The organism is Bacillus sp. iso_77 (assembly GCF_056173625.1).
In genome coordinates this window covers 1,279,757-1,298,319 of record NZ_CM149683.1, presented here as the reverse complement: position 1 = coordinate 1,298,319, position 18,563 = coordinate 1,279,757, and the positions used below count along the sequence as shown (strand labels likewise).

Here is an 18,563-nt window from a genome sequence, read left to right as displayed (position 1 = left end):
GGTATGAGAAGAGTGACATGACTCTTCTCTTTTTTTATGTGCCATCATAATCTATTCCATAAAAAAAGACATGTCATCCACATGTCTTTTCTTATTTATTAGCGATTATCAATCGTTTCTGGATACATATCGTGATTCATCATACGATACGATGCCATCTCTTCATACTTTGTCCCAGGTTTTCCGTAGTTCGTATACGGATCAATTGAAATACCGCCTCTTGGTGTAAATTTGCCCCATACTTCGATATATCTTGGGTCCATTAATTCAATGAGGTCGTTCATGATAATATTCATACAATCCTCATGGAAGTCACCGTGATTACGGAAGCTGAACAAATATAATTTTAATGATTTACTTTCGACCATGATTTCATTTGGGATGTAGCTGATATACACGGTCGCAAAATCTGGCTGCCCTGTTTGCGGGCAAAGGGATGTGAATTCTGGGCAGTTGAATTTCACAAAATAATCTCTATTCGTATGTTTATTCGGGAACGTTTCAAGCACTTGTGGTGCATAGTCAAACAAGTAATTGGTCCCCTGATTTCCTAGTAAAGTGACACCTTCTAATTCTTCTGGTTTTCTTGTCGTCATTTTGTCTCTTCCTTTCTATACGCCTCGTTTATTTCCCCACAATAGCGTGTGCAGTTGTGGTAAGACTCTCACACGATTCAAATCAGGATCTTGCGCTACTTGATCTACAAGCATTTCGTATTTCTTTAATAAGTGCGTTAATAAGTACGCATCATCAGCTGTTGTTGTATCATCATTTCCCACCTGCAAATAAAAGGGGAGTTCTGGGTATTTCGCATGGACATCCTTTGCATAGGCTAGATCAAGATCATCAAAGATTACGACCTTCAGGCTTGCATGTTGCAACCTGTTTCCCTTTTTCAATTCATCTATGATACGCGTAAGTTTCGTAAAATCTGTTTTCATATTTGAACTTGGTGGTTTTGGAGAAATGGTTAAATCATCTATCTTCAAAAACCAATCTTGATACATCGTTCCCTGCGTTTCAAGCGCCGTATCAATTCCTTCTTCATGCAATAAATCAATAAGTGATTCCATTTGTTTCAAGAGCGCAGGATTCCCACCTGAAATGGTGACATGAGAAAATGCCTTTCCACCTATTCTCTTCAGCTCTTTTACAATGTCCTCTGCCTGAAGCCACTGAATATCATGCTTAGCTGATCCATCCCATGTAAAAGCTGAATCACACCAGCTGCAAGAGTAGTCACAGCCAGCCGTTCTGACAAACATGGTTTTTTGACCAATGACCATGCCTTCTCCTTGAATGGTTGGACCAAAGATTTCTAAGACAGGAATCGCTTTAGTCATTGAGCTCAACTCGTTTCGGACGGTAAATGCAGTAGCTTGTTGGTGTCTCTCTGACAAAAACTTGAACACATACTGGTTTGTTCGCTAAAGTCGATAAATATGCTGCGACTTTATCATACACAGTCTTTGCGACAACCTCAGTGGTTGGCATCGCGTATGGATCATTTGATGAGAATTCTTCATGGTCATTGAGCAGTGTATGGTCGTACTGTCCATGAATGAGTTTTTTTAGCGTGCTAAAATTCACAAGGAAACCTGAATCATCTAGATGATCTCCTGCAATCGTAATGTTAATCGTATACGTATGACCATGTACGCGGCTACAAGCGCCAGCATCTTCTCTCGGGATAAAATGGGCTGCCGATACATGCATATCTTTATTTAATTCAAACGAAAATGGATGATTCGTCTGTGGATAGATTTGAGAAAGCATTTAGTTCGCCTCCTTCATGTCCATATAAGTGTCATAGCCATTTTTCCGAAGCTTACATGCAGGACATTCCCCGCAGCCATCAGAAATGATGCCATTATAGCAAGTGAGTGTTTCATTTTTCACAAAATCTAGCGCATTCAGTTCATCAGCCAGCTTCCACGTTTCAGCTTTATTCAGCCACATGAGCGGCGTATGGATGACAAATGGTTTTTCCATTGCCAAATTCACCGTGACGTTACAAGATTTCACAAACTCATCTCGGCAATCTGGGTAGCCGCTAAAGTCTGTCTCGCACACACCCGTGATAATATGACGTGCTCCAATTTGATACGCAAGAATAGATGCAAAGGATAAGAAAACTAAGTTTCTCCCCGGAACAAATGTGGAAGGCAGTTCTCCTTCTTTTTCTTCAATATCAATGTCATCTCTTGTTAAGGCATTGGGTGCAAGCTGATTTAAAAGAGACATATCTAATAGATGATTTTTCACACCTAGCTTGTCAGCAATTCTTTTGGCGACATCAATTTCTTCTTGATGACGCTGATTATAATGAAAGGTTACCGTTTCAACCTCTTTAAATTGTTGAAGTGCCCATAGTAAACATGTCGTACTGTCCTGTCCCCCGCTAAAGACAACGACCGCTTTTTCATTTTTCATTTTTCCTTTTCCTCCTTTTGCAGACCCGTACCACCGCACAAAGCTGCATCTGAAAGGTTCATGAAAACCCCTATTTTTCTCAAAAGAAAAGACACCTTTACATGTGTATGAGGTGTCCCAGCCATAAAAAATAAAAAATGCCACATCCAAGGATACGGCAAGTCCTTAGTTTTTTATAGAGGGTTTTGCTAGAACCTCTCCCGTTTTCACGGATTTTTGTTCAATTTTCACAGAGGATAGTGTACCACATAATTGGTGTACAAGCTATCCCTTCTTTACTTATCACCTGATGCAGGCACTTTTTTCAGACAAAGAAAGAGGATAAAAAAGATACTGACATAGCCAAAAACAGGGTAAACCGTTGAAATGAGTGTGCCGTATCCAATTTTACTGATGACATAACAGCAAAGCAGAATAAAGGATATCGTATACATACTGTTCAATCGGATATACGCCCTCACCTGTCTTTCGAGACCGTATAAATTCCCTATAACGGATGTAAAGACTTCACCAAAGATCACGAATAAATAGATGAGATGAATAGAGTTTGCGACTTGATACACCACTTGGGCCATCGGAATATCATACGCCTCCAGCATATCTAATGAAGAAAGGGATAAAAAGCAGGCGAGCAGAATGAGTGTCAGCATCAGACCTCCAAGCACCGCTCCCCTTTTTATGACGGCTTCGGATGTCATTTCGTTTGCAACCGGCACTAATACGGCTTGAGACAGCGCTAAATTAAATGCACCATACGAAATCGCAGACAACATCCATTCGCCCTCTCCCATTTGCAGCCCCAGAACGTGGCTTTCACCGCTACTAAACACAAATGAGTCTAGAAACACAATCAGCGAAAAGAAAATCAGCATTGGAACGACAAGTACATTGACACCAAATAACCCTTTTGAACCTTTAAAAAGGACAATGACACTTAAAATAATCGTTAAAAAAATACCATATTCTTTTGAGATGCCAAGTTGTTCTTCAAAAATAGCGCCTGCGCCAGAAATCATCACTGACGTCACACCTAGTAATATAAAAAACATGACGATGTTAATATATCGACTCGCAGCAGCTCCAAATAAAAACCGATTCATATCTTGATAAGACTCCGCTTCAATTCGTTTGGAAATAAGCATCATTTTTGCGCCAAGGCCGGTAAAAATAACACCGCTAATCAAAATCCCGATCAATCCAATCCAGCCAAAACGAACAAAAAATTCTACGATTTCTTTTCCTGTCGCAAACCCAGCTCCAACCACTGTTCCTACATATACAAAGGCAAGCTGAAAAGCGGATTCATTTGAACGTTTCATATGACCCCTCCGCACCCATCACTTTCGATTGTCTCTTTTTTATCCTATGAGACAAGTTCCTTGAAAAGAAGGACAAACCATGATTAAATGCAAAAAAGGATTTTTCATTCAGCTATGAGCAAAACAGTTGAAAGTCAAAATAGGTCAGAGTATACTATAGTCAAAGATGGTCAAACAACAGACCATTTTATTTAACATTCATTGGTCAAATAAAGTCAAACTTTATTTTAAGGAGGTCATGGCTCATGCGTTGTCAACATTGTCAAGTAAATGAAGCAACTATTCGCCTGAATATGCAAGTAAATTCGTCCCGTAGCCAAATGGTTTTATGTGAAGACTGCTATACCTCTTTGATGGAACAGTCAAAAATGAAAATGGGTCCTAACCTTTTCGGAGGCAGCTCATTCTTCTCTGAGCAAGCAGGACATGCGACGAGCCAAGAGCTGCCTAAACAAAAAGGCTTACTCGATGAGCTTGGCCGGAACTTAACGGATGGCGCACATGCTGGTTTAATCGATCCTGTCATTGGCCGTGATGAAGAAGTCACAAGAGTCATTGAAATTTTAAATAGAAGAAATAAAAACAATCCTGTCCTCATTGGTGAACCTGGTGTTGGTAAAACGGCCATAGCCGAAGGACTAGCACTAAAAATTGCAAATGGAGATGTACCAAATAAATTAAAGAACAAACAAGTTTATTTATTAGATGTCTCTTCACTTGTGGCAAACACAGGTGTACGTGGTCAATTTGAGGAACGGATGAAGCAATTAATCAAAGAATTGCAAAGCCGTAAAAATATCATCTTATTCGTTGATGAAATTCATCTTCTTGTAGGCGCAGGCTCTGCCGAAGGGTCAATGGATGCCGGAAACATTTTGAAACCAGCTCTAGCTCGAGGGGAACTGCAGCTAGTAGGTGCGACAACATTAAAAGAGTATCGTCAGATTGAAAAAGATGCTGCCCTTGAACGCAGGTTCCAGCCTGTCATCGTTGATGAGCCAACACAGGATGAAGCATTCGAGATCTTAAAAGGCATTCAGGATAAGTATGAAGCCTATCATGGCGTCACCTATTCTGACGAAGCCATTAAAGCGTGTGTTCAATTATCTTCGCGGTATATTCAAGACCGCCACTTGCCGGATAAGGCCATTGATTTAATGGATGAAGCAGGTTCAAAAGCGAATCTCTCCATTGATGCAGCAAGTGAAGATGAATTAACAAACCGTCTTGCGCAAATTGCCGCTGAAAAACAAGCTGCTTTAAATGAAGAACGATATGAAAAAGCAGCGAAGCTTCGAGACGAAGAAGAAGCGATTGAAGCGAGATTGCAAAACAAAACAAATGACAAAGAACATGTCGTCACAGCTGAGGACATTCAGTCGATTGTAGAACAAAAAACAGGTATCCCTGTCGGCAAACTACAAGCAGACGAACAAACAAAAATGAAAGAAATTGATGTCCGCTTAAAAGCCCGCGTCATTGGTCAGGAACATGCGGTTGAAAAAGTGGCGAAAGCCGTAAAAAGAAGCAGAGCCGGCTTAAAATCAAAACACAGACCAACTGGCTCCTTCCTATTCGTTGGGCCAACAGGCGTCGGGAAAACCGAATTGTCTAAAACATTAGCGGAAGAATTATTTGGCTCAAAAGAAGCGATCATTCGTTTAGATATGAGTGAGTACATGGAGAAACACTCCGTGTCCAAAATCATCGGTTCTCCTCCTGGTTACGTTGGACATGATGAAGCCGGACAGCTCACGGAAAAGGTTCGCAGAAAACCATACAGCATCATTTTGCTCGATGAAATCGAAAAAGCGCACCCTGATGTCCAGCATATGTTCCTTCAAATCATGGAAGATGGCCGTCTAACAGACAGCCAAGGCAGAACCGTCAGCTTTAAAGACACAGTCATCATTATGACAAGTAACGCTGGCAGCACAGATAAAAAAGCAGTCAAAGTCGGATTCCAGTCTGAACAAGAAGAAGCCATCGAAGAACAATCATTGATTGATTCACTGAGCGCTTATTTCAAACCGGAATTCTTGAACCGTTTTGACAGCATCATTCAGTTTGATTCATTAGATAAAGACGATTTAGTCAAAATTGTGGATCTTCTGCTCAAAGATTTGTCAGAGCAGTTAAAAGAACAAAATCTAACTGTTCACATCACAAACGAAGCGAAAGAAAAAATCGCTGAACTTGGTTACCATCCAGCATTTGGAGCTCGTCCGTTACGAAGAACGATTCAAGAGCATGTTGAGGATCAAATGACGGACATCTTGCTTGATGAAGAACAACTTACTGGATTTACAGTCGATGTTGAACATGACGAAATTGTTGTGAAAAAGAGCTAAGTACATCCTAAGGAGGATCTTCAGCTCCATCATGTTGCAGTGTCTAAATTCCATCTGAGCGCCGACGCTCCCCCGCCTCTTTTCCTTTACGATAAAAGAAAAAGAGGTGGATCACATGGATCACATGATCAATTGGAACTACGATTTGATCAAAATCATACATGAAGAAAAATTAAAAGAATTGCTCTTAGATGAAACAGCTCAAAAAAGATGAAGTTTCCAGATTGTTGACAAAGGGCTAAAATGAACTTGATTTTAGCCCTTTGTCTTCTTTTCAGCGTGATAGAAAACCTTTGCAGTCTAGGAAGGACAGCTACTTGTGCGGAGCGAATTTGGCATTCGTGAGCACCAGAGCGCAGGACTGACAAAGAATGCGAGGGTTTGTCTACACGCTGAAAACTCCCTTTTATATGAGGGAGTTTCTTTTTTACGGCTTTCAGAAAGCGCTTTCGTCAAAATTTCTTCACATAAACTGTCTTAATTTTATATTCTGACTAAAACCCTTCTAGAAGACACCGATATTAACTATAGAAAAAGATAGTTAAAGGATTTGGTGAGATAATGGACAAAACATCGTTAATTGGTATTATTTTAGCATTTATTGCACTGAGTGTCGGTATGGTTTTGAAAGGTGTGAGTCTAACCGCTCTTATCAACCCGGCGGCTATATTGATCATTGTGGTTGGGACAATTTCAGCTGTTGTCATTGCCTTCCCATCTAGTGAAATTAAGAAAACACCAAAATTATTCGGCAAAATTTTCAAAGATAGCAAGCTTCCAACGATACAAGAAATGATTCCTCTATTTTCAAACTGGGCACAAATTGCTCGTCGTGAAGGTCTTTTGGCATTAGAGGCAAATCTTGAGGAAGTCGATGACGATTTTCTAAAGAACGGCTTAAGCATGGCAGTTGACGGTCAAAGTGCTGAATTTATTCGCGACGTCTTAACTGAAGAAGTCGATGCCATGTCGGAGAGACATCAGTCAGGCGCATTAATCTTTACACAAGCTGGTACATACGCTCCGACTCTAGGAGTACTTGGTGCCGTTGTCGGACTTATTGCCGCACTTGCAAACATGGGAGACATTGAAGCACTTGGACATGCGATTAGTGCTGCCTTCGTCGCCACACTGCTTGGGATTTTTACAGGGTATGTGTTGTGGCATCCATTTGCTAACAAGCTGAAGCGTAAATCAAAGGAAGAAGTAAAGCTTCGTCTCATTATGATTGAAGGGATTCTTTCTGTCCTTGAAGGCCAGTCTCCAAAGGTCATTGAGCAAAAACTTCTGATGTACTTACCAGCAAAAGAACGTGCAAATCTTGTCATTGAAGAAGGAGAAAAACAGAATGGCTAGGAAACGTAAAAAACATGATCATGAAGACCATGTAGATGAGTCTTGGCTGATCCCTTACGCCGATCTTCTTACGCTTCTTCTCGCCCTCTTCATTGTGCTGTTTGCATCTAGCTCCATTGATGCGGCAAAATATGAACAGATGGCTAAATCGTTTAATGTTGTCTTTACTGGCGGCACTGGCGTAATGGACCAATCAAGCATGCAGAGCACCGAAGAAACAGAAAACAGCAATCAAACCAAAAAATCAGCAGAAGATGAAGAAGAAGAAGCAAAAGCGAAAGCTCGTGACCAAGCGGTATTAACAAAGGTTAAAAAGCAAGTAGATTCATTCATTGCGGATAAAAAACTTGGTTCGAAGCTTGAAACAAAGCTGACGGATGAAGGTCTGCTTATTACAATTGAAGACAGCATCTTCTTTGATTCTGGGCGAGCGGTGATCCGCTCGCAGGATGTTCCGTTAGCCAAAGAAATATCCAAGCTGCTCGTCATTAACCCTGCTCGTGACATCGTCATTAGCGGACATACAGATAACGTTCCGATTCGGAATTCTGAATTTGAATCCAACTGGTATTTAAGCGCCATTCGTGCGGTCAACTTTTTAAATATTCTCCTTGAAAACAGCAACCTAGACCAAGAGAACTTTAGCACAAAAGGTTACGGTGAATTTAAACCGATTGCCTCTAACGATACCGCAGAAGGCAGAAGTAAAAACAGACGCGTCGAAGTTCTTATTTTGCCAATTGAGAAAAAAGCTAAATAAATAGGAAGCCAGCAGCTTCCTTTCAGATCATGACAAAGGGCTAAAATGATGTTTATTTTAGCCCTTTGTCTTTCTTATGAGCGCGATTGAAAGCGCTTGTCGTTTATCGGTGCGCAGGACTGACACCATATGCGAGGATTAGTCTACATACTAAAAAGGAAGCCAACGGCTTCCTTTTTTATGTGTTTATTCTTTATGATCATATAAATGCTTGGCACGCAGTCCTACATGTTTGAGCATATCGATGCAGGCATCCTTTTCCTCTTCACTAAGCACACTGATCATCTCGTGAATCTCTTTTGCATGATCTGGGAAGATGTCATCAAGTAAAGCTCTTCCCTGCTCCGTAATATGTGCAAATGTCACCCTGCGGTCTTCTGCACAAGCTTTCCGGCTAAGGAGTTCTTTTTTCTCCAATTTATCAACCACATACGTGATGCTTCCGCTTGCGAGTAAGATCTTATCACCTATTTGCTGAAGCGGCTGATCACCTTTATGATACAGCAATTCTAATACAGCAAATTCAGTCGGATTCAGACCGTGCTTCACAATATGTTTGTTCATGTGGTGATTAATGGAGCGATAGGCACGTGATAGTACAATAAATAATTTCAAAGATTTCTCAACATTATGATTTTCCATTTTTTATCATCCTTTATGAAATGCAACCCACTAATGTGACATTAATAAACAATAAGTAAAATGTCAACATGTTGAACCATTTTTAGCATGAAAAAGAGACCAGAACGAATCACCTAATTTTTTAAAAATCTCACAAGTCATCGTAATAAAGATAGGTTCAATGCTATAATAAGTCTATTAGGTAATACGTTGGAGCGATGAATCATGAGTATACTGAAAGGGTTTTGGAAGAAGATCAAGCTTTACCTTATTTTGGTCGTAATTCCAACCCTCATCATTAGTTATTTTATCTACGAAAAAGAAACTGAGAAAATTGATGTAAAAAACAAACAAACCGCTACACTTATGTTAAATATTCACAAAAACCAAATGAATTATTTAATCAGTGAAACAGAAGCAAGATTAACTTCCCTTGCCATGGGATTTGACCAGCCGCTTGAAGCGAAAAGAGTACAAAACATCCTAGAGAAAATCTATAAACAAGAACCTCGTTTTTCAGGCCTGTATCTCCTAGACCAAAAAGGAAATGTCACAGCCAGCACCACACCATTAAAGGAAAAAATCAACCTGTCATTTAGAGATTACTTTAAACGTATTCAAGTCACAAAACAGACCGTCATTACAGATAACTATGTAAGCCGCATTACTAAGCAGCGGATTCTCTCCATTTGTGTCCCTGTTTTGAATGAGAACGACGAAGTCACGGATGTGCTAGTCGCTGCGATTCAAATTGATTATTTAAGAAATATTATGAATGTATTAAACCCAGAGCTTCATTTTAAGATGCTGAATCAAAATGGAGACGTTGTGTTTACAAGTGGTCCACAGCCAGCATCTGAAAGTGATAGCACCGTGTCTACATATTTAGATGAAAACAGCTGGAAGCTGGAGGTTTTTCCGCAGCGTGCGACAACAAGTGAAGTACTGTCTGTGATGCTGTTTCCTTTATCCAGTGCATTTATTCTCTTAAATATCTTATTCACACTCGTCCAATATATCATTTTAAGACGACAAACCCAGCAGGAACGCCACCAAAATGAAGCACAAAAGCTTGAACTCATTGGAACACTTGCGGCAAGTACAGCGCATGAAATTCGCAATCCATTAACAGGCATTAGCGGGTTTATTCAACTTTTGCAAAAGAAGTATCGTTCAGAAGAGGATCAGCTTTATTTTTCTGTCATCGAGGAAGAAATTAAACGGATTAACCAAATCGTCAGTGAGTTTCTTGTGCTAGGAAAACCAACGGCTGAAAAGTGGCAAAATAATTCTGTGAAGGAAATTGTGAGTGAGATCATGCCAATTGTATTTTCTGAGGCGAACCTTTATAATGTCGAGGTTGATTTGCAAATCAATACCATTCAAGATGTTGGCGTGTATTGCACGAAGGATCACATTAAACAAGTGGTATTGAATGTAGCGAAAAACTCGTTAGAAGCGATGCCAAATGGCGGTCATTTGAAGATTGTCATTGAGGCTGAAAAAGAACAGGTCATCATAAAAGTGAAAGATACAGGTGAAGGTATACCAGAAGAGATGCTGAAACATATCTTCCTCCCTTTTATTACGTCGAAGGAAAAAGGAACAGGTCTTGGGCTTGTTGTGTGTAAACGAATCATTTCGATGTATGGGGGGACAATCGATATCGAGAGCGAAGTGAACAAAGGAACAACCGTAATCATCATGCTCCCTTCTGCACACTAATAGCTGAAGCATTCATCCGGTTTTGCTAATGGCAAGACCGGTTTTTTGATGTCAATAAGAAGGACGATTGACAGAAAGGAGACTCATTTGTGATACAAGATCATGAAAGGAAGCAACAGATTGTTGTTCATGAAAAAGAAGATACTGATACTCATTCATCAGGTTGTCCAGTTCTTGACTATATTTAATTGTCGTCTCACCTGTATAGCCTTCTACTTGAGCAGCTTCTACCATTTGTCTTCTCTTTTCATCAATTGACATTAATAACTGTTCTTTCCGTACATAAATATTCATGATCTCAGCTCCCGCTATGAATTCGTCTGTCTACGCTCTAAATGATCCGACACCAAAATTATACTTTATTTGTAAATTAAATTAAATATGCTTATTTTATTTAATTTTTTACAGCCTAAAGACCTTTTACCCAATGAATTCTGGGGGTAAACTTCAAAATTGGACAGGACTGACACATTGATTAAACAGAATTTTATCCTATGCAGAAGACCAAAATCAACTATTTTCTCTCTCATTTTATGTCTATTTTCCTAAAAAAAAGCTGATCTTCCGCCTCATGCGAAATGATCAGCTCCCACTATTAAACCGTTTCTTCTTCGTAAATTGGCACCCAGCCCTCAGTTGTGACAAATATGCGAACTGCGACGACTTGACGATCTTCTTGAAGTGTAAAGTAGTGACGAATATTCGGGGGCACAGAAATTAAATCACCTGGATTCAGTCTCACATCAAAAAAGACGCCGTCTTTGCCTTGAATGGCAAAGATTCCATGACCGCTCACGATAAATCTGACTTCATCATCCGTATGATGATGCTCACGTTTAAAGTTTTGAAGCAGTTCATCCAGGTTAGGGGTCGCATCTGATAATGAAATCACATCCTGCGCTTTGTATCCTCTTCGCTCGGAAATACTCTTTATTTCCTCTTGAAACACAGTTAAAATTTCTTCCTTTTCATCATCTGTTAAATCGTACTTTTCTGATAACTGTTTTGGTAGTTTTTCAATATCCCAATGTTCATAAATGACCCCTTGCTGTTCTAAATACGCCTGGACCTCTTGTTCGTTCTCAAGTAACGTGTTCTCTTCATTATGAATGTAAATGGTCGCCATGTGTTTTTCCTCCTTTTTATTTAACAAGCTGCTTTTGATAAAGCGCTACTTTCAAATGATAGGTAAATAAAAATTCATAAGCCTCTAAGACTCGTTTGGCTTCAAATGCGGTTTTCCCCCAAACGGTGATGCCATGATTACGAATGAGTACAGCACCAGCATCGTCCGTCAGGTGCACTGCAAATTGCTCTGCAAGGTGCGGAATATGGGCTGGGTTTTCAATAATAGGAACAGCAACTTCTGCATCCTCTTCCCAATAACCAAGCGCTTTAATGATTTCGTTGCCTTTAAAACGAACTTCTCCTTTATCGCCATACAGCTCAGAAATGACATTGTTATCGATCGTGTGGACGTGAAGACAACATCCTGCTTTCGTCCGCTCATAAACGTATGTGTGAAGCAGTGTTTCAGCTGATGGCCTGAGCGGCTGATTCGGATGAACCGGCTGACCTGCTGCATCAACAAGAACAAAATCTTCATCGGTTTCTTTTCGTTTATCTTTGCCGCTTGCCGTCACCAAAAACGTGATGGGATCATCCGACACTTTTATCGATAAATTGCCGCTTGTTCCGTAAAACCAGTCTCTTTGTGCCAATTCACGTTTGACGTCTGCTAGTTCCTTCCAGTGTTTACTCTTCTCGTCTGCCATTCCTTCACTTCCTTTATTTGATCAAATTGCGCTTTTAGATCAACAAATGTTTCATACTCTTTATGTACGAGCCCTAGCTCTTTACATTCGTTCAGTAAATAATCACGCGCAAACGTGAGATCCGCATGTTTCGCTGCCTCAATATCAGTCACTGAATCACCTATCATGATAATAAAATCATCTTCCTGCGTCAGTTCTCGAATAATGGAAGGCTTGCAGCAGCCACAGCCATTTTGGCATTCTGAATCACAGGCATGCGGCCATTCAATTTGAATATGGTCTTCTTTAAATGATGCATGGTTACAATAAATATTCTCTTGTTCGACAATCCCTTCAAGGATAGGATAGACAAAAAAGTCCATACCGCCGCTGAGTACATAGAAAGGAATGTCTGCTTTTTTGACATCATCGACAAACTGTTCAAATCCTTCACGAATCTCTGTATCCTCTAAAATAAATGACCGAATGGCTTCTTTCTGATCACTCGTCAGTAACTGAAACATCTGCCCGACGCCTTCTTGGATCGTGATCTCTTTTGCTAGAACACCATCCTTCCATTTCGTCCATTCTTTCGGAGCAAACTGTTTCATGATGCGAATGATATTATCATTTTTCGTAATCGTACCATCAAAATCACAACATACAATTGGTTTTTTCATTTATTCTGCTACCCTTCCCCAAAGATCAAGTGCTGCTTGTAAGTCTTGACAAGTTGATGCTTTTTCTTCGATAGACTCTTTTTTGACCACCGCATCAATGATCGAACGAAAGGCTTTCCCTCCTCCAATTGCTCCCCGCGGATGTCCGTGAATTCCCCCGCCTGCATTAATGACATGATCAAGTCCAAAATCTTTGATTAAGATCGGCACCATTCCCGGGTGAATGCCTGCTGAAGGGACAGGAAATGTTTGTTGAACTGTATCCTCTTTCACACATGCTTCGAAAATGCCAATGGCATCTTTTTTCGGAAGGGCGACTGATCCATAAGGAGAGGGAAAAAGACTTAAATCAGCACCAGCATATCGATTTAATTTGCCTAAAAGAAGAGAATGCGAGAATCCATAGTCTGGAGATGATGTCATTGCACCGCTCACTGCCGGATGTGCCATGATCGGCAATGGGATCTCTGGATCTTCAGCCAAGCTTTGCATGACATCAAGTCCATACGCAAAAACGTTGAATAAAAGCGCATCAGCCCCGAGTTCGGCTGCCTTTCTTGCTCGATCTTTCAAATCAAAAGTTCTACCAGTTAAATTAACAGCATAAAGCGTGCGATGTCCTGTCTCTTCATATGTTTCTTTTAATATCTTTTTTCCTTCCTTGATTCGATCTTCAAAAGGGGCTAATGGGCTTTCAAATAAAATCTCATCATCTTTGATGAAGTCTACTCCACCTAAAGCCTGTAAGCGGAGCTGTTCTTTTAAATCCTCCATATCACGACCGATCACGCCTTTAAATATACTCATCAATAGCGGCCGATCAAACACGCCTACTTTCTTTCGTATCCCCTCAATGCCAAATACCGGTCCTGGCAGACAGCTTTTAAACCTTTCCGAAAATTCGATATCGACGAGCTTTACTTTCCCATCCAGTGAAAGCTTTCCAAAAATCGTCGTCAACACCGCTGGTATATCAGCTGAAAAGTTCGCCTCAGGATAAGCAATGGTCACCTCTGTTTGATACAGACTACCATTTGCGGGAGACTGTTCTTTTACGCTCACCACACGGCCTTTATGTTTTTTCAGCTGCTCCTTTTTGAGCTGCGGCAAGTCCGTCCATGACCCGACCGTTAACCCAAGTGCGATCTGCTCTGCTTTTCGGTCTATTTGTTCATCCTCTAGATGTGTTAGTACGTATGTTGCCAGTAGTTCACTCACTAGGAATCCCCTTTCGATTGCGTCCTGTATATGGTCAATAAAAAAACCTCTTTAAGTGCTTGATCAGCGCGTTAAAGAGGTTTCGTCTCATTCATCCGAATCTTATCTCTCAGCGCTTGCTGCAAGAATTAGCACCGTGCTTCATGGAAGTCGGTTGCCGGGCTTCATTGGGCTAGTCCCTCTGCCTACTCTTGATAAGAATATTCAATTTTCTTAAATATTGCCTGAATTATCGCACCATTTTTTTACGTTGTCAATGGCTTTTTTTCAAATAACTGCAAGGCAGCGATACGATCAGCGGCTTCCTTTAGCCGCTCCTCACTTGTTAAAAGTCCGACTCTGACGTAGCCTTCACCGTGAGCACCAAAGCCATTCCCGGGTGCAACAACAACATGTGCTTTTTCTAATAATACATCAGAAAAAGTTTCCGATGTATACCCTTCAGGCACCTTTAACCAAGCAAAAAACGAGCCCTTTGGCGCACTGACGTCCCAGCCAATCTCTTTGCATGCAGCAATCCAAGTGTTTCGTCTTTTTTCGTACCGATCATTTTGTACTTGTACGCACGTTTGATCGCTTAAAAGTGCTTCTGCTGCTGCATCTTGAGTTGCTTTAAACAGTGACACAAACAGGTGATCCTGATAAAGCTCAATGGCTTCGATAACAGAGGCATTCCCTGCTGCAAAACCGACTCTCCAACCAGCCATATTATACGTTTTGGACAATGTATAGATTTCAATACCTGTCTCTTTTGCTCCGTCTATTTGCAGGAAACTAAGGGGCTTTTCGCCGTCAAATCCTATGCCGCCATATGCAAAATCATGGACTACACACATCTTATTTTCATTCGCAAACGCAACAGTATCTTCAAAAAATGTCCGGGTTGCAGTCGCACCAGTCGGATTATTTGGGTAATTTAAGTACATCAATTTTGCTTGATTCTTATCCTGCTCTGACAATTTGTGGTAGTCAGGTAAAAAATCATTTTGTTCAAGAAGAGGCATTGTGACCATGCGAGCTCCGGCAAGCACAGCGCCTGACCAGTAATCAGGATAGCCCGGATCTGGAACAAGCAGCGTATCACCTGGATTCAGTAAACATTGCGGCAATTCGACTAGTCCCGCTTTCCCTCCAAATAAGATGGCAATCTCTGTCTTTGGGTCAAGCGTGACGCCATATTCTCTTTCATAAAAAGCAGCTGCAGCTTTTTTTAGTTTCGCTGTCCCGCGGAATGAGGAGTATTGATGATTTTCAGGTTTTGCTACCGCTTCCTGCATCGCTTTCACAATATGTGGAGGAGTGGGCTGATCAGGATTTCCTTGACCTAAATTAATCACATCTGCCCCTTCCTGCACTTTTTTCTGTACTTTTTGTACAAGCGACGCAAAAAATTGTTTCGGTAAATGTTTCAATACATCCGATTGCTGGAATTCCATTTTTTCACCTTCTATTCAAGTTACGTGACAATACAATCACTGTAATGGATTGTTTTATGAATTGTAAAGCAATTTTGAAAAAAGATTGACATGTGAACTGCAGCTCTGATAATATCTAGAATTAAGAAATGCAAGCAGACATGAAACAATTACATATTGATTTCTCTTATCGAGAGTTGGGCGAGGGATTTGGCCTTTTGACCCCAACAGCAACCGACCGTTAATACCACTGTGAAGTGGGGCGCAGCAAGTACAGCGCCAAGACAATTCATTGTCTTATAGGGCACGGTGCTAATTCCATCAGACGTATGTGCTGAGAGATAAGAGAGGCTTCGAGCATACACGCCATCAAGCCTCTTTCTCTCAGGAGAAAGAGGCTTTTTTATATGATTTGGAGGGGAAACAATTGGTTACACTTACGGCATCATATGAAGAATTAACAGAAAGTTCGGCAGTTGCACTTGCCATTAGACTTGGCTTGATTCAGGAGAGCAGTCATTTGACATGTACTGAAATCGGTGACGGAAATTTAAATTACGTCTTTCATATTTATGATCACAAACAAGCAAAAGGACTGATTATCAAGCAGGCCCTTCCTTACGCAAAGGTCGTTGGAGAAAGCTGGCCGCTGACATTAGATCGTGCAAGAATTGAAAGTGCAGCACTCATCAAGCAGTCAGAGTATGCACCTCATCTTGTACCAGCCGTCTATTATTCGGATACAGCTCTTGCAGTGACGGCAATGGAGGATCTATCACACCTTGAAATCGTCAGAAAAGGGCTAATTGCCGGAAAACATTATCCGTATTTATCAGATCATGTCGGAGAATTTTTAGGCAAAACACTATTTTACACGTCTGACTTTGCCACAAATCCCAAAATCAAAAAACAATTCGTGAAGCAGTTTACGAACCCTGATCTTTGTGACATTACAGAAAAACTCGTTTTCACAGATCCTTTCTTTGACAGCGAAACGAATGACTTCGAAGAGGAATTAAGAGAAGAGGCACAAGCACTATGGGCTGATCTTGAACTGCAAGCAAAAGCAGCCGAATTGAAACGGATCTTCTTAACCTCTGCTGAAACACTGGTACATGGAGATCTTCATACAGGCAGTATTTTTGCAAACGAAACGGAAACGAAAATCATTGATCCAGAGTTCGCTTTTTACGGTCCTTTCGGATTCGATATCGGTCACTTTATTGCCAATCTGTTCATAAATGCTTTATCTCATGAGAATGAGCAGGATCAGCAGCACCTGTTTGATCATGTCGTCAATGTGTGGGCAACATTCAAAGAAGTGTTCACAAAAGCATGGAAAGAAGACAGTATTGAAGCGTTTAGTGTATCGGACAGCTTTTTAGAAACAACCTTTGACCGTATTTTAAAAGAAGCCACCGGCTTTGCTGGCTGTGAGCTTGTTCGCCGAACCATCGGTCTTGCGCATGCGGCTGATCTCGATGCGATTCCATCACATTCTAGAAGGCTTCAGCAGAAAAAAGCAGCACTTACACTAGGAAAAACATTCATCAAACAATATCAAGCAGTGGAAACAGCGTCTGACCTCGTCGCATTATTCCAGCAAACTGTAAAGGAGTGACGAGTTTTGTCTAAAGAATTTGAAGTTCCCCGTTCCGTCGAATGGGAAGAAAACCGTATCAACATTTTGAATCAGCAAAAATTACCCGCTGAAACCGTGTTTGAGCATTTATATACAAAAGAAGATGTGTATGATGCCATTGTGACACTAAAAGTACGCGGAGCACCTGCTATTGGCATTACAGCGGCTTTTGGGCTCGCACTCAGTGCACAAGAGATTGATACAGAAGACATTGATCTCTTTAAGCGAGAAGTCGCTCGCCTGAAAGAATACTTAAACAGTGCTCGTCCAACCGCTGTGAATCTTGCCTGGGCATTAGACCGGCTTTATCAGCGCATTGAGCGTGCTGCTTCGGTGAATGCAGCCAAAACTGATCTTGTCCATGAAGCCATTCAAATTCAAATCGAAGATGAAGAAACATGCCGGCAAATCGGTCAAAATGCTCTTCAGCTCTTTAAATCTGGTGATCGAATTATGACCATTTGCAACGCAGGCTCCATTGCCACAAGCCGGTACGGAACAGCGCTTGCACCCTTTTATTTAGCGAAAAAGAAAAACCTCGATCTTCACATTTACGCATGTGAAACACGTCCTGTCCTTCAAGGCGCTCGTCTGACGACATGGGAATTGATGCAGGGTGGCGTAGATGTGACGCTTATCACGGATAATATGGCAGCCCATACGATGAAAGAAAAACAAATTTCTGCCGTTATTGTTGGTGCAGATCGAATCGCTAGAAACGGTGATACAGCAAATAAAATTGGAACGTTAAGTCTGGCTATTTTAGCTAAACACTTTCAAATTCCATTTTTTGTGGCTGCGCCTCTTTCGACCTTTGATGTGTCAACTCAGGATGGGTCAGATATTCCGATTGAAGAACGCGATCCGCAGGAAGTAAAGGAATTAAACGGCATCCAAATTGCGCCTCCTGACGTGCAGGTATTTAACCCTGCCTTTGATGTCACTCCTCATCATCTCATTTCCGGGATCATTACAGAAAAAGGCATTATCACTTCCAACTATACAGAAGAGATTGATGCACTATTCACCGAAAGCGTGTCACTTTAATCAAACAAAAGCGCGGGGTTCTTATCATTTAAGAGCACCGCGCTTTTTTGTTTCGTTCGTTTTTGCTAATATTTCTTTTTTCTGTTCTTCTGTCAACACGTTCATTTTGACGCATAGTGATGTGACGGCATACATTTTATCTTTTTTGCCCCATAACATGTTAGCAGCCTCCTTTTTCCCTAGACCAACTTTTTTAGCTTAATAAAAGGATATGTCGCTCACTAAACATTTGGAACAGGTCA

19 protein-coding genes and 2 riboswitches are annotated in these 18,563 nt (G+C 41.0%); of the genes, 6 read left to right on the top strand and 13 right to left on the bottom strand.

The window, feature by feature from the left end:
• Positions 1–98: 98 nt before the first annotated feature.
• The 5 genes from queF to AC0VYC_RS06555 form a co-directional block, all read right to left on the bottom strand.
• Positions 99–596: a preQ(1) synthase gene (queF, locus tag AC0VYC_RS06575; RefSeq protein WP_003211403.1), complete on the bottom strand. Its 498-nt coding sequence runs from the start codon at positions 594–596 to the stop codon at positions 99–101.
• 15 nt (positions 597–611) lie between these two features.
• A complete protein-coding gene (queE, locus tag AC0VYC_RS06570; RefSeq protein ID WP_047946004.1) occupies positions 612–1,343 on the bottom strand; it encodes a 7-carboxy-7-deazaguanine synthase QueE in 732 nt (243 codons plus the stop codon).
• Complete coding sequence (gene queD / locus AC0VYC_RS06565) at positions 1,336–1,776, bottom strand: 6-carboxytetrahydropterin synthase QueD (RefSeq protein ID WP_039169139.1); 441 nt, start codon at positions 1,774–1,776, stop codon at positions 1,336–1,338. The genes queE and queD overlap by 8 nt, the downstream gene beginning before the upstream one ends.
• Positions 1,777–2,433: a 7-cyano-7-deazaguanine synthase QueC gene (queC, locus tag AC0VYC_RS06560; RefSeq protein WP_008348090.1), complete on the bottom strand. Its 657-nt coding sequence runs from the start codon at positions 2,431–2,433 to the stop codon at positions 1,777–1,779.
• Positions 2,434–2,592: 159 nt separating this feature from the next.
• A riboswitch (PreQ1 riboswitch) is annotated at positions 2,593–2,637 on the bottom strand.
• Positions 2,638–2,708: 71 nt separating this feature from the next.
• Entirely contained in the window at positions 2,709–3,752 is a 1,044-nt protein-coding gene (locus AC0VYC_RS06555; RefSeq protein ID WP_268356697.1) for a YkvI family membrane protein, read from the bottom strand.
• Between the two features lie 245 nt (positions 3,753–3,997).
• Between AC0VYC_RS06555 and AC0VYC_RS06550 the strand changes: the two genes are divergently transcribed.
• The 3 genes from AC0VYC_RS06550 (at position 3,998) to motB (ending at position 8,219) form a co-directional block, all read left to right on the top strand.
• Positions 3,998–6,103 (top strand): ATP-dependent Clp protease ATP-binding subunit, encoded by a 2,106-nt coding sequence (locus AC0VYC_RS06550; protein WP_475389745.1) that lies wholly within the window; start codon positions 3,998–4,000, stop codon positions 6,101–6,103.
• Positions 6,104–6,664: 561 nt separating this feature from the next.
• Complete coding sequence (gene motA / locus AC0VYC_RS06545) at positions 6,665–7,459, top strand: flagellar motor stator protein MotA (protein ID WP_008346088.1); 795 nt, start codon at positions 6,665–6,667, stop codon at positions 7,457–7,459.
• The gene (gene motB / locus AC0VYC_RS06540; protein WP_024719648.1) at positions 7,452–8,219 is read left to right on the top strand and encodes a flagellar motor protein MotB; all 768 of its coding nucleotides are present in this window, start codon (positions 7,452–7,454) and stop codon (positions 8,217–8,219) included. Before motA ends, motB begins: the two co-directional genes overlap by 8 nt.
• A gap of 186 nt (positions 8,220–8,405) precedes the next feature.
• On the opposite strand, the gene mhqR is transcribed toward motB, so the two are convergent.
• Complete coding sequence (gene mhqR / locus AC0VYC_RS06535) at positions 8,406–8,861, bottom strand: MarR family transcriptional regulator MhqR (protein WP_003211701.1); 456 nt, start codon at positions 8,859–8,861, stop codon at positions 8,406–8,408.
• Between the two features lie 204 nt (positions 8,862–9,065).
• Here mhqR and AC0VYC_RS06530 point away from each other — a divergent pair, with 204 nt between their 5' ends.
• On the top strand, positions 9,066–10,565 hold the full coding sequence (locus AC0VYC_RS06530) for an ATP-binding protein (protein ID WP_007498739.1): 1,500 nt from the start codon (positions 9,066–9,068) through the stop codon (positions 10,563–10,565).
• A 51-nt stretch (positions 10,566–10,616) separates the two neighbouring features.
• Here the strand turns inward: AC0VYC_RS06530 and AC0VYC_RS06525 are convergent, their stop codons facing one another.
• The 6 genes from AC0VYC_RS06525 to AC0VYC_RS06500 all read right to left on the bottom strand — a co-directional run bounded on the left by AC0VYC_RS06525 (position 10,617) and on the right by AC0VYC_RS06500 (position 15,653).
• A complete protein-coding gene (locus AC0VYC_RS06525; RefSeq protein WP_008346101.1) occupies positions 10,617–10,859 on the bottom strand; it encodes an aspartyl-phosphate phosphatase Spo0E family protein in 243 nt (80 codons plus the stop codon).
• 301 nt (positions 10,860–11,160) lie between these two features.
• Positions 11,161–11,691 carry a 1,2-dihydroxy-3-keto-5-methylthiopentene dioxygenase gene (locus tag AC0VYC_RS06520; protein WP_024719646.1) on the bottom strand — a complete coding sequence of 177 codons (531 nt, stop codon included), beginning with the start codon at positions 11,689–11,691 and terminating at the stop codon, positions 11,161–11,163.
• Positions 11,692–11,707: 16 nt separating this feature from the next.
• Entirely contained in the window at positions 11,708–12,340 is a 633-nt protein-coding gene (locus AC0VYC_RS06515) for a methylthioribulose 1-phosphate dehydratase (protein ID WP_160757956.1), read from the bottom strand.
• Positions 12,304–12,999: a 2-hydroxy-3-keto-5-methylthiopentenyl-1-phosphate phosphatase gene (locus tag AC0VYC_RS06510; protein WP_135008969.1), complete on the bottom strand. Its 696-nt coding sequence runs from the start codon at positions 12,997–12,999 to the stop codon at positions 12,304–12,306. Before AC0VYC_RS06510 ends, AC0VYC_RS06515 begins: the two co-directional genes overlap by 37 nt.
• Positions 13,000–14,217 (bottom strand): 2,3-diketo-5-methylthiopentyl-1-phosphate enolase, encoded by a 1,218-nt coding sequence (gene mtnW, locus AC0VYC_RS06505; RefSeq protein WP_475389742.1) that lies wholly within the window; start codon positions 14,215–14,217, stop codon positions 13,000–13,002.
• A 99-nt stretch (positions 14,218–14,316) separates the two neighbouring features.
• A riboswitch (SAM riboswitch) is annotated at positions 14,317–14,418 on the bottom strand.
• A gap of 44 nt (positions 14,419–14,462) precedes the next feature.
• The gene (locus tag AC0VYC_RS06500) at positions 14,463–15,653 is read right to left on the bottom strand and encodes a pyridoxal phosphate-dependent aminotransferase (RefSeq protein ID WP_203144282.1); all 1,191 of its coding nucleotides are present in this window, start codon (positions 15,651–15,653) and stop codon (positions 14,463–14,465) included.
• Positions 15,654–16,059: 406 nt separating this feature from the next.
• Between AC0VYC_RS06500 and mtnK the strand changes: the two genes are divergently transcribed.
• Positions 16,060–17,253, top strand: coding sequence for an S-methyl-5-thioribose kinase (mtnK, locus tag AC0VYC_RS06495; RefSeq protein ID WP_017359452.1), 1,194 nt, complete (start codon positions 16,060–16,062; stop codon positions 17,251–17,253).
• A gap of 6 nt (positions 17,254–17,259) precedes the next feature.
• Positions 17,260–18,321, top strand: coding sequence for an S-methyl-5-thioribose-1-phosphate isomerase (gene mtnA, locus AC0VYC_RS06490; protein WP_017367119.1), 1,062 nt, complete (start codon positions 17,260–17,262; stop codon positions 18,319–18,321).
• A gap of 24 nt (positions 18,322–18,345) precedes the next feature.
• On the opposite strand, the gene AC0VYC_RS06485 is transcribed toward mtnA, so the two are convergent.
• Positions 18,346–18,480 (bottom strand): hypothetical protein, encoded by a 135-nt coding sequence (locus tag AC0VYC_RS06485; protein ID WP_017359454.1) that lies wholly within the window; start codon positions 18,478–18,480, stop codon positions 18,346–18,348.
• Between the last annotated feature and the right edge of the window lie 83 nt (positions 18,481–18,563).

Excerpts from the sequence above, each read along its gene's own strand:
- AC0VYC_RS06520 (WP_024719646.1), bottom strand. The coding sequence starts at position 11,691 with ATGGCGACCATTTACATTCATAATGAAGAGAACACGTTACTTGAGAAC.
- queD (WP_039169139.1), bottom strand. The coding sequence starts at position 1,776 with ATGCTTTCTCAAATCTATCCACAGACGAATCATCCATTTTCGTTTGAA.
- AC0VYC_RS06485 (WP_017359454.1), bottom strand. The coding sequence starts at position 18,480 with ATGTTATGGGGCAAAAAAGATAAAATGTATGCCGTCACATCACTATGC.
- AC0VYC_RS06510 (WP_135008969.1), bottom strand. The coding sequence starts at position 12,999 with ATGAAAAAACCAATTGTATGTTGTGATTTTGATGGTACGATTACGAAA.
- queC (WP_008348090.1), bottom strand. The coding sequence starts at position 2,433 with ATGAAAAATGAAAAAGCGGTCGTTGTCTTTAGCGGGGGACAGGACAGT.
- AC0VYC_RS06550 (WP_475389745.1), top strand. The coding sequence starts at position 3,998 with ATGCGTTGTCAACATTGTCAAGTAAATGAAGCAACTATTCGCCTGAAT.
- queE (WP_047946004.1), bottom strand. The coding sequence starts at position 1,343 with ATGACTAAAGCGATTCCTGTCTTAGAAATCTTTGGTCCAACCATTCAA.
- AC0VYC_RS06500 (WP_203144282.1), bottom strand. The coding sequence starts at position 15,653 with ATGGAATTCCAGCAATCGGATGTATTGAAACATTTACCGAAACAATTT.
- AC0VYC_RS06530 (WP_007498739.1), top strand. The coding sequence starts at position 9,066 with ATGAGTATACTGAAAGGGTTTTGGAAGAAGATCAAGCTTTACCTTATT.
- AC0VYC_RS06555 (WP_268356697.1), bottom strand. The coding sequence starts at position 3,752 with ATGAAACGTTCAAATGAATCCGCTTTTCAGCTTGCCTTTGTATATGTA.
- AC0VYC_RS06515 (WP_160757956.1), bottom strand. The coding sequence starts at position 12,340 with ATGGCAGACGAGAAGAGTAAACACTGGAAGGAACTAGCAGACGTCAAA.
- motB (WP_024719648.1), top strand. The coding sequence starts at position 7,452 with ATGGCTAGGAAACGTAAAAAACATGATCATGAAGACCATGTAGATGAG.
- motA (WP_008346088.1), top strand. The coding sequence starts at position 6,665 with ATGGACAAAACATCGTTAATTGGTATTATTTTAGCATTTATTGCACTG.
- mhqR (WP_003211701.1), bottom strand. The coding sequence starts at position 8,861 with ATGGAAAATCATAATGTTGAGAAATCTTTGAAATTATTTATTGTACTA.
- queF (WP_003211403.1), bottom strand. The coding sequence starts at position 596 with ATGACGACAAGAAAACCAGAAGAATTAGAAGGTGTCACTTTACTAGGA.
- AC0VYC_RS06525 (WP_008346101.1), bottom strand. The coding sequence starts at position 10,859 with ATGAATATTTATGTACGGAAAGAACAGTTATTAATGTCAATTGATGAA.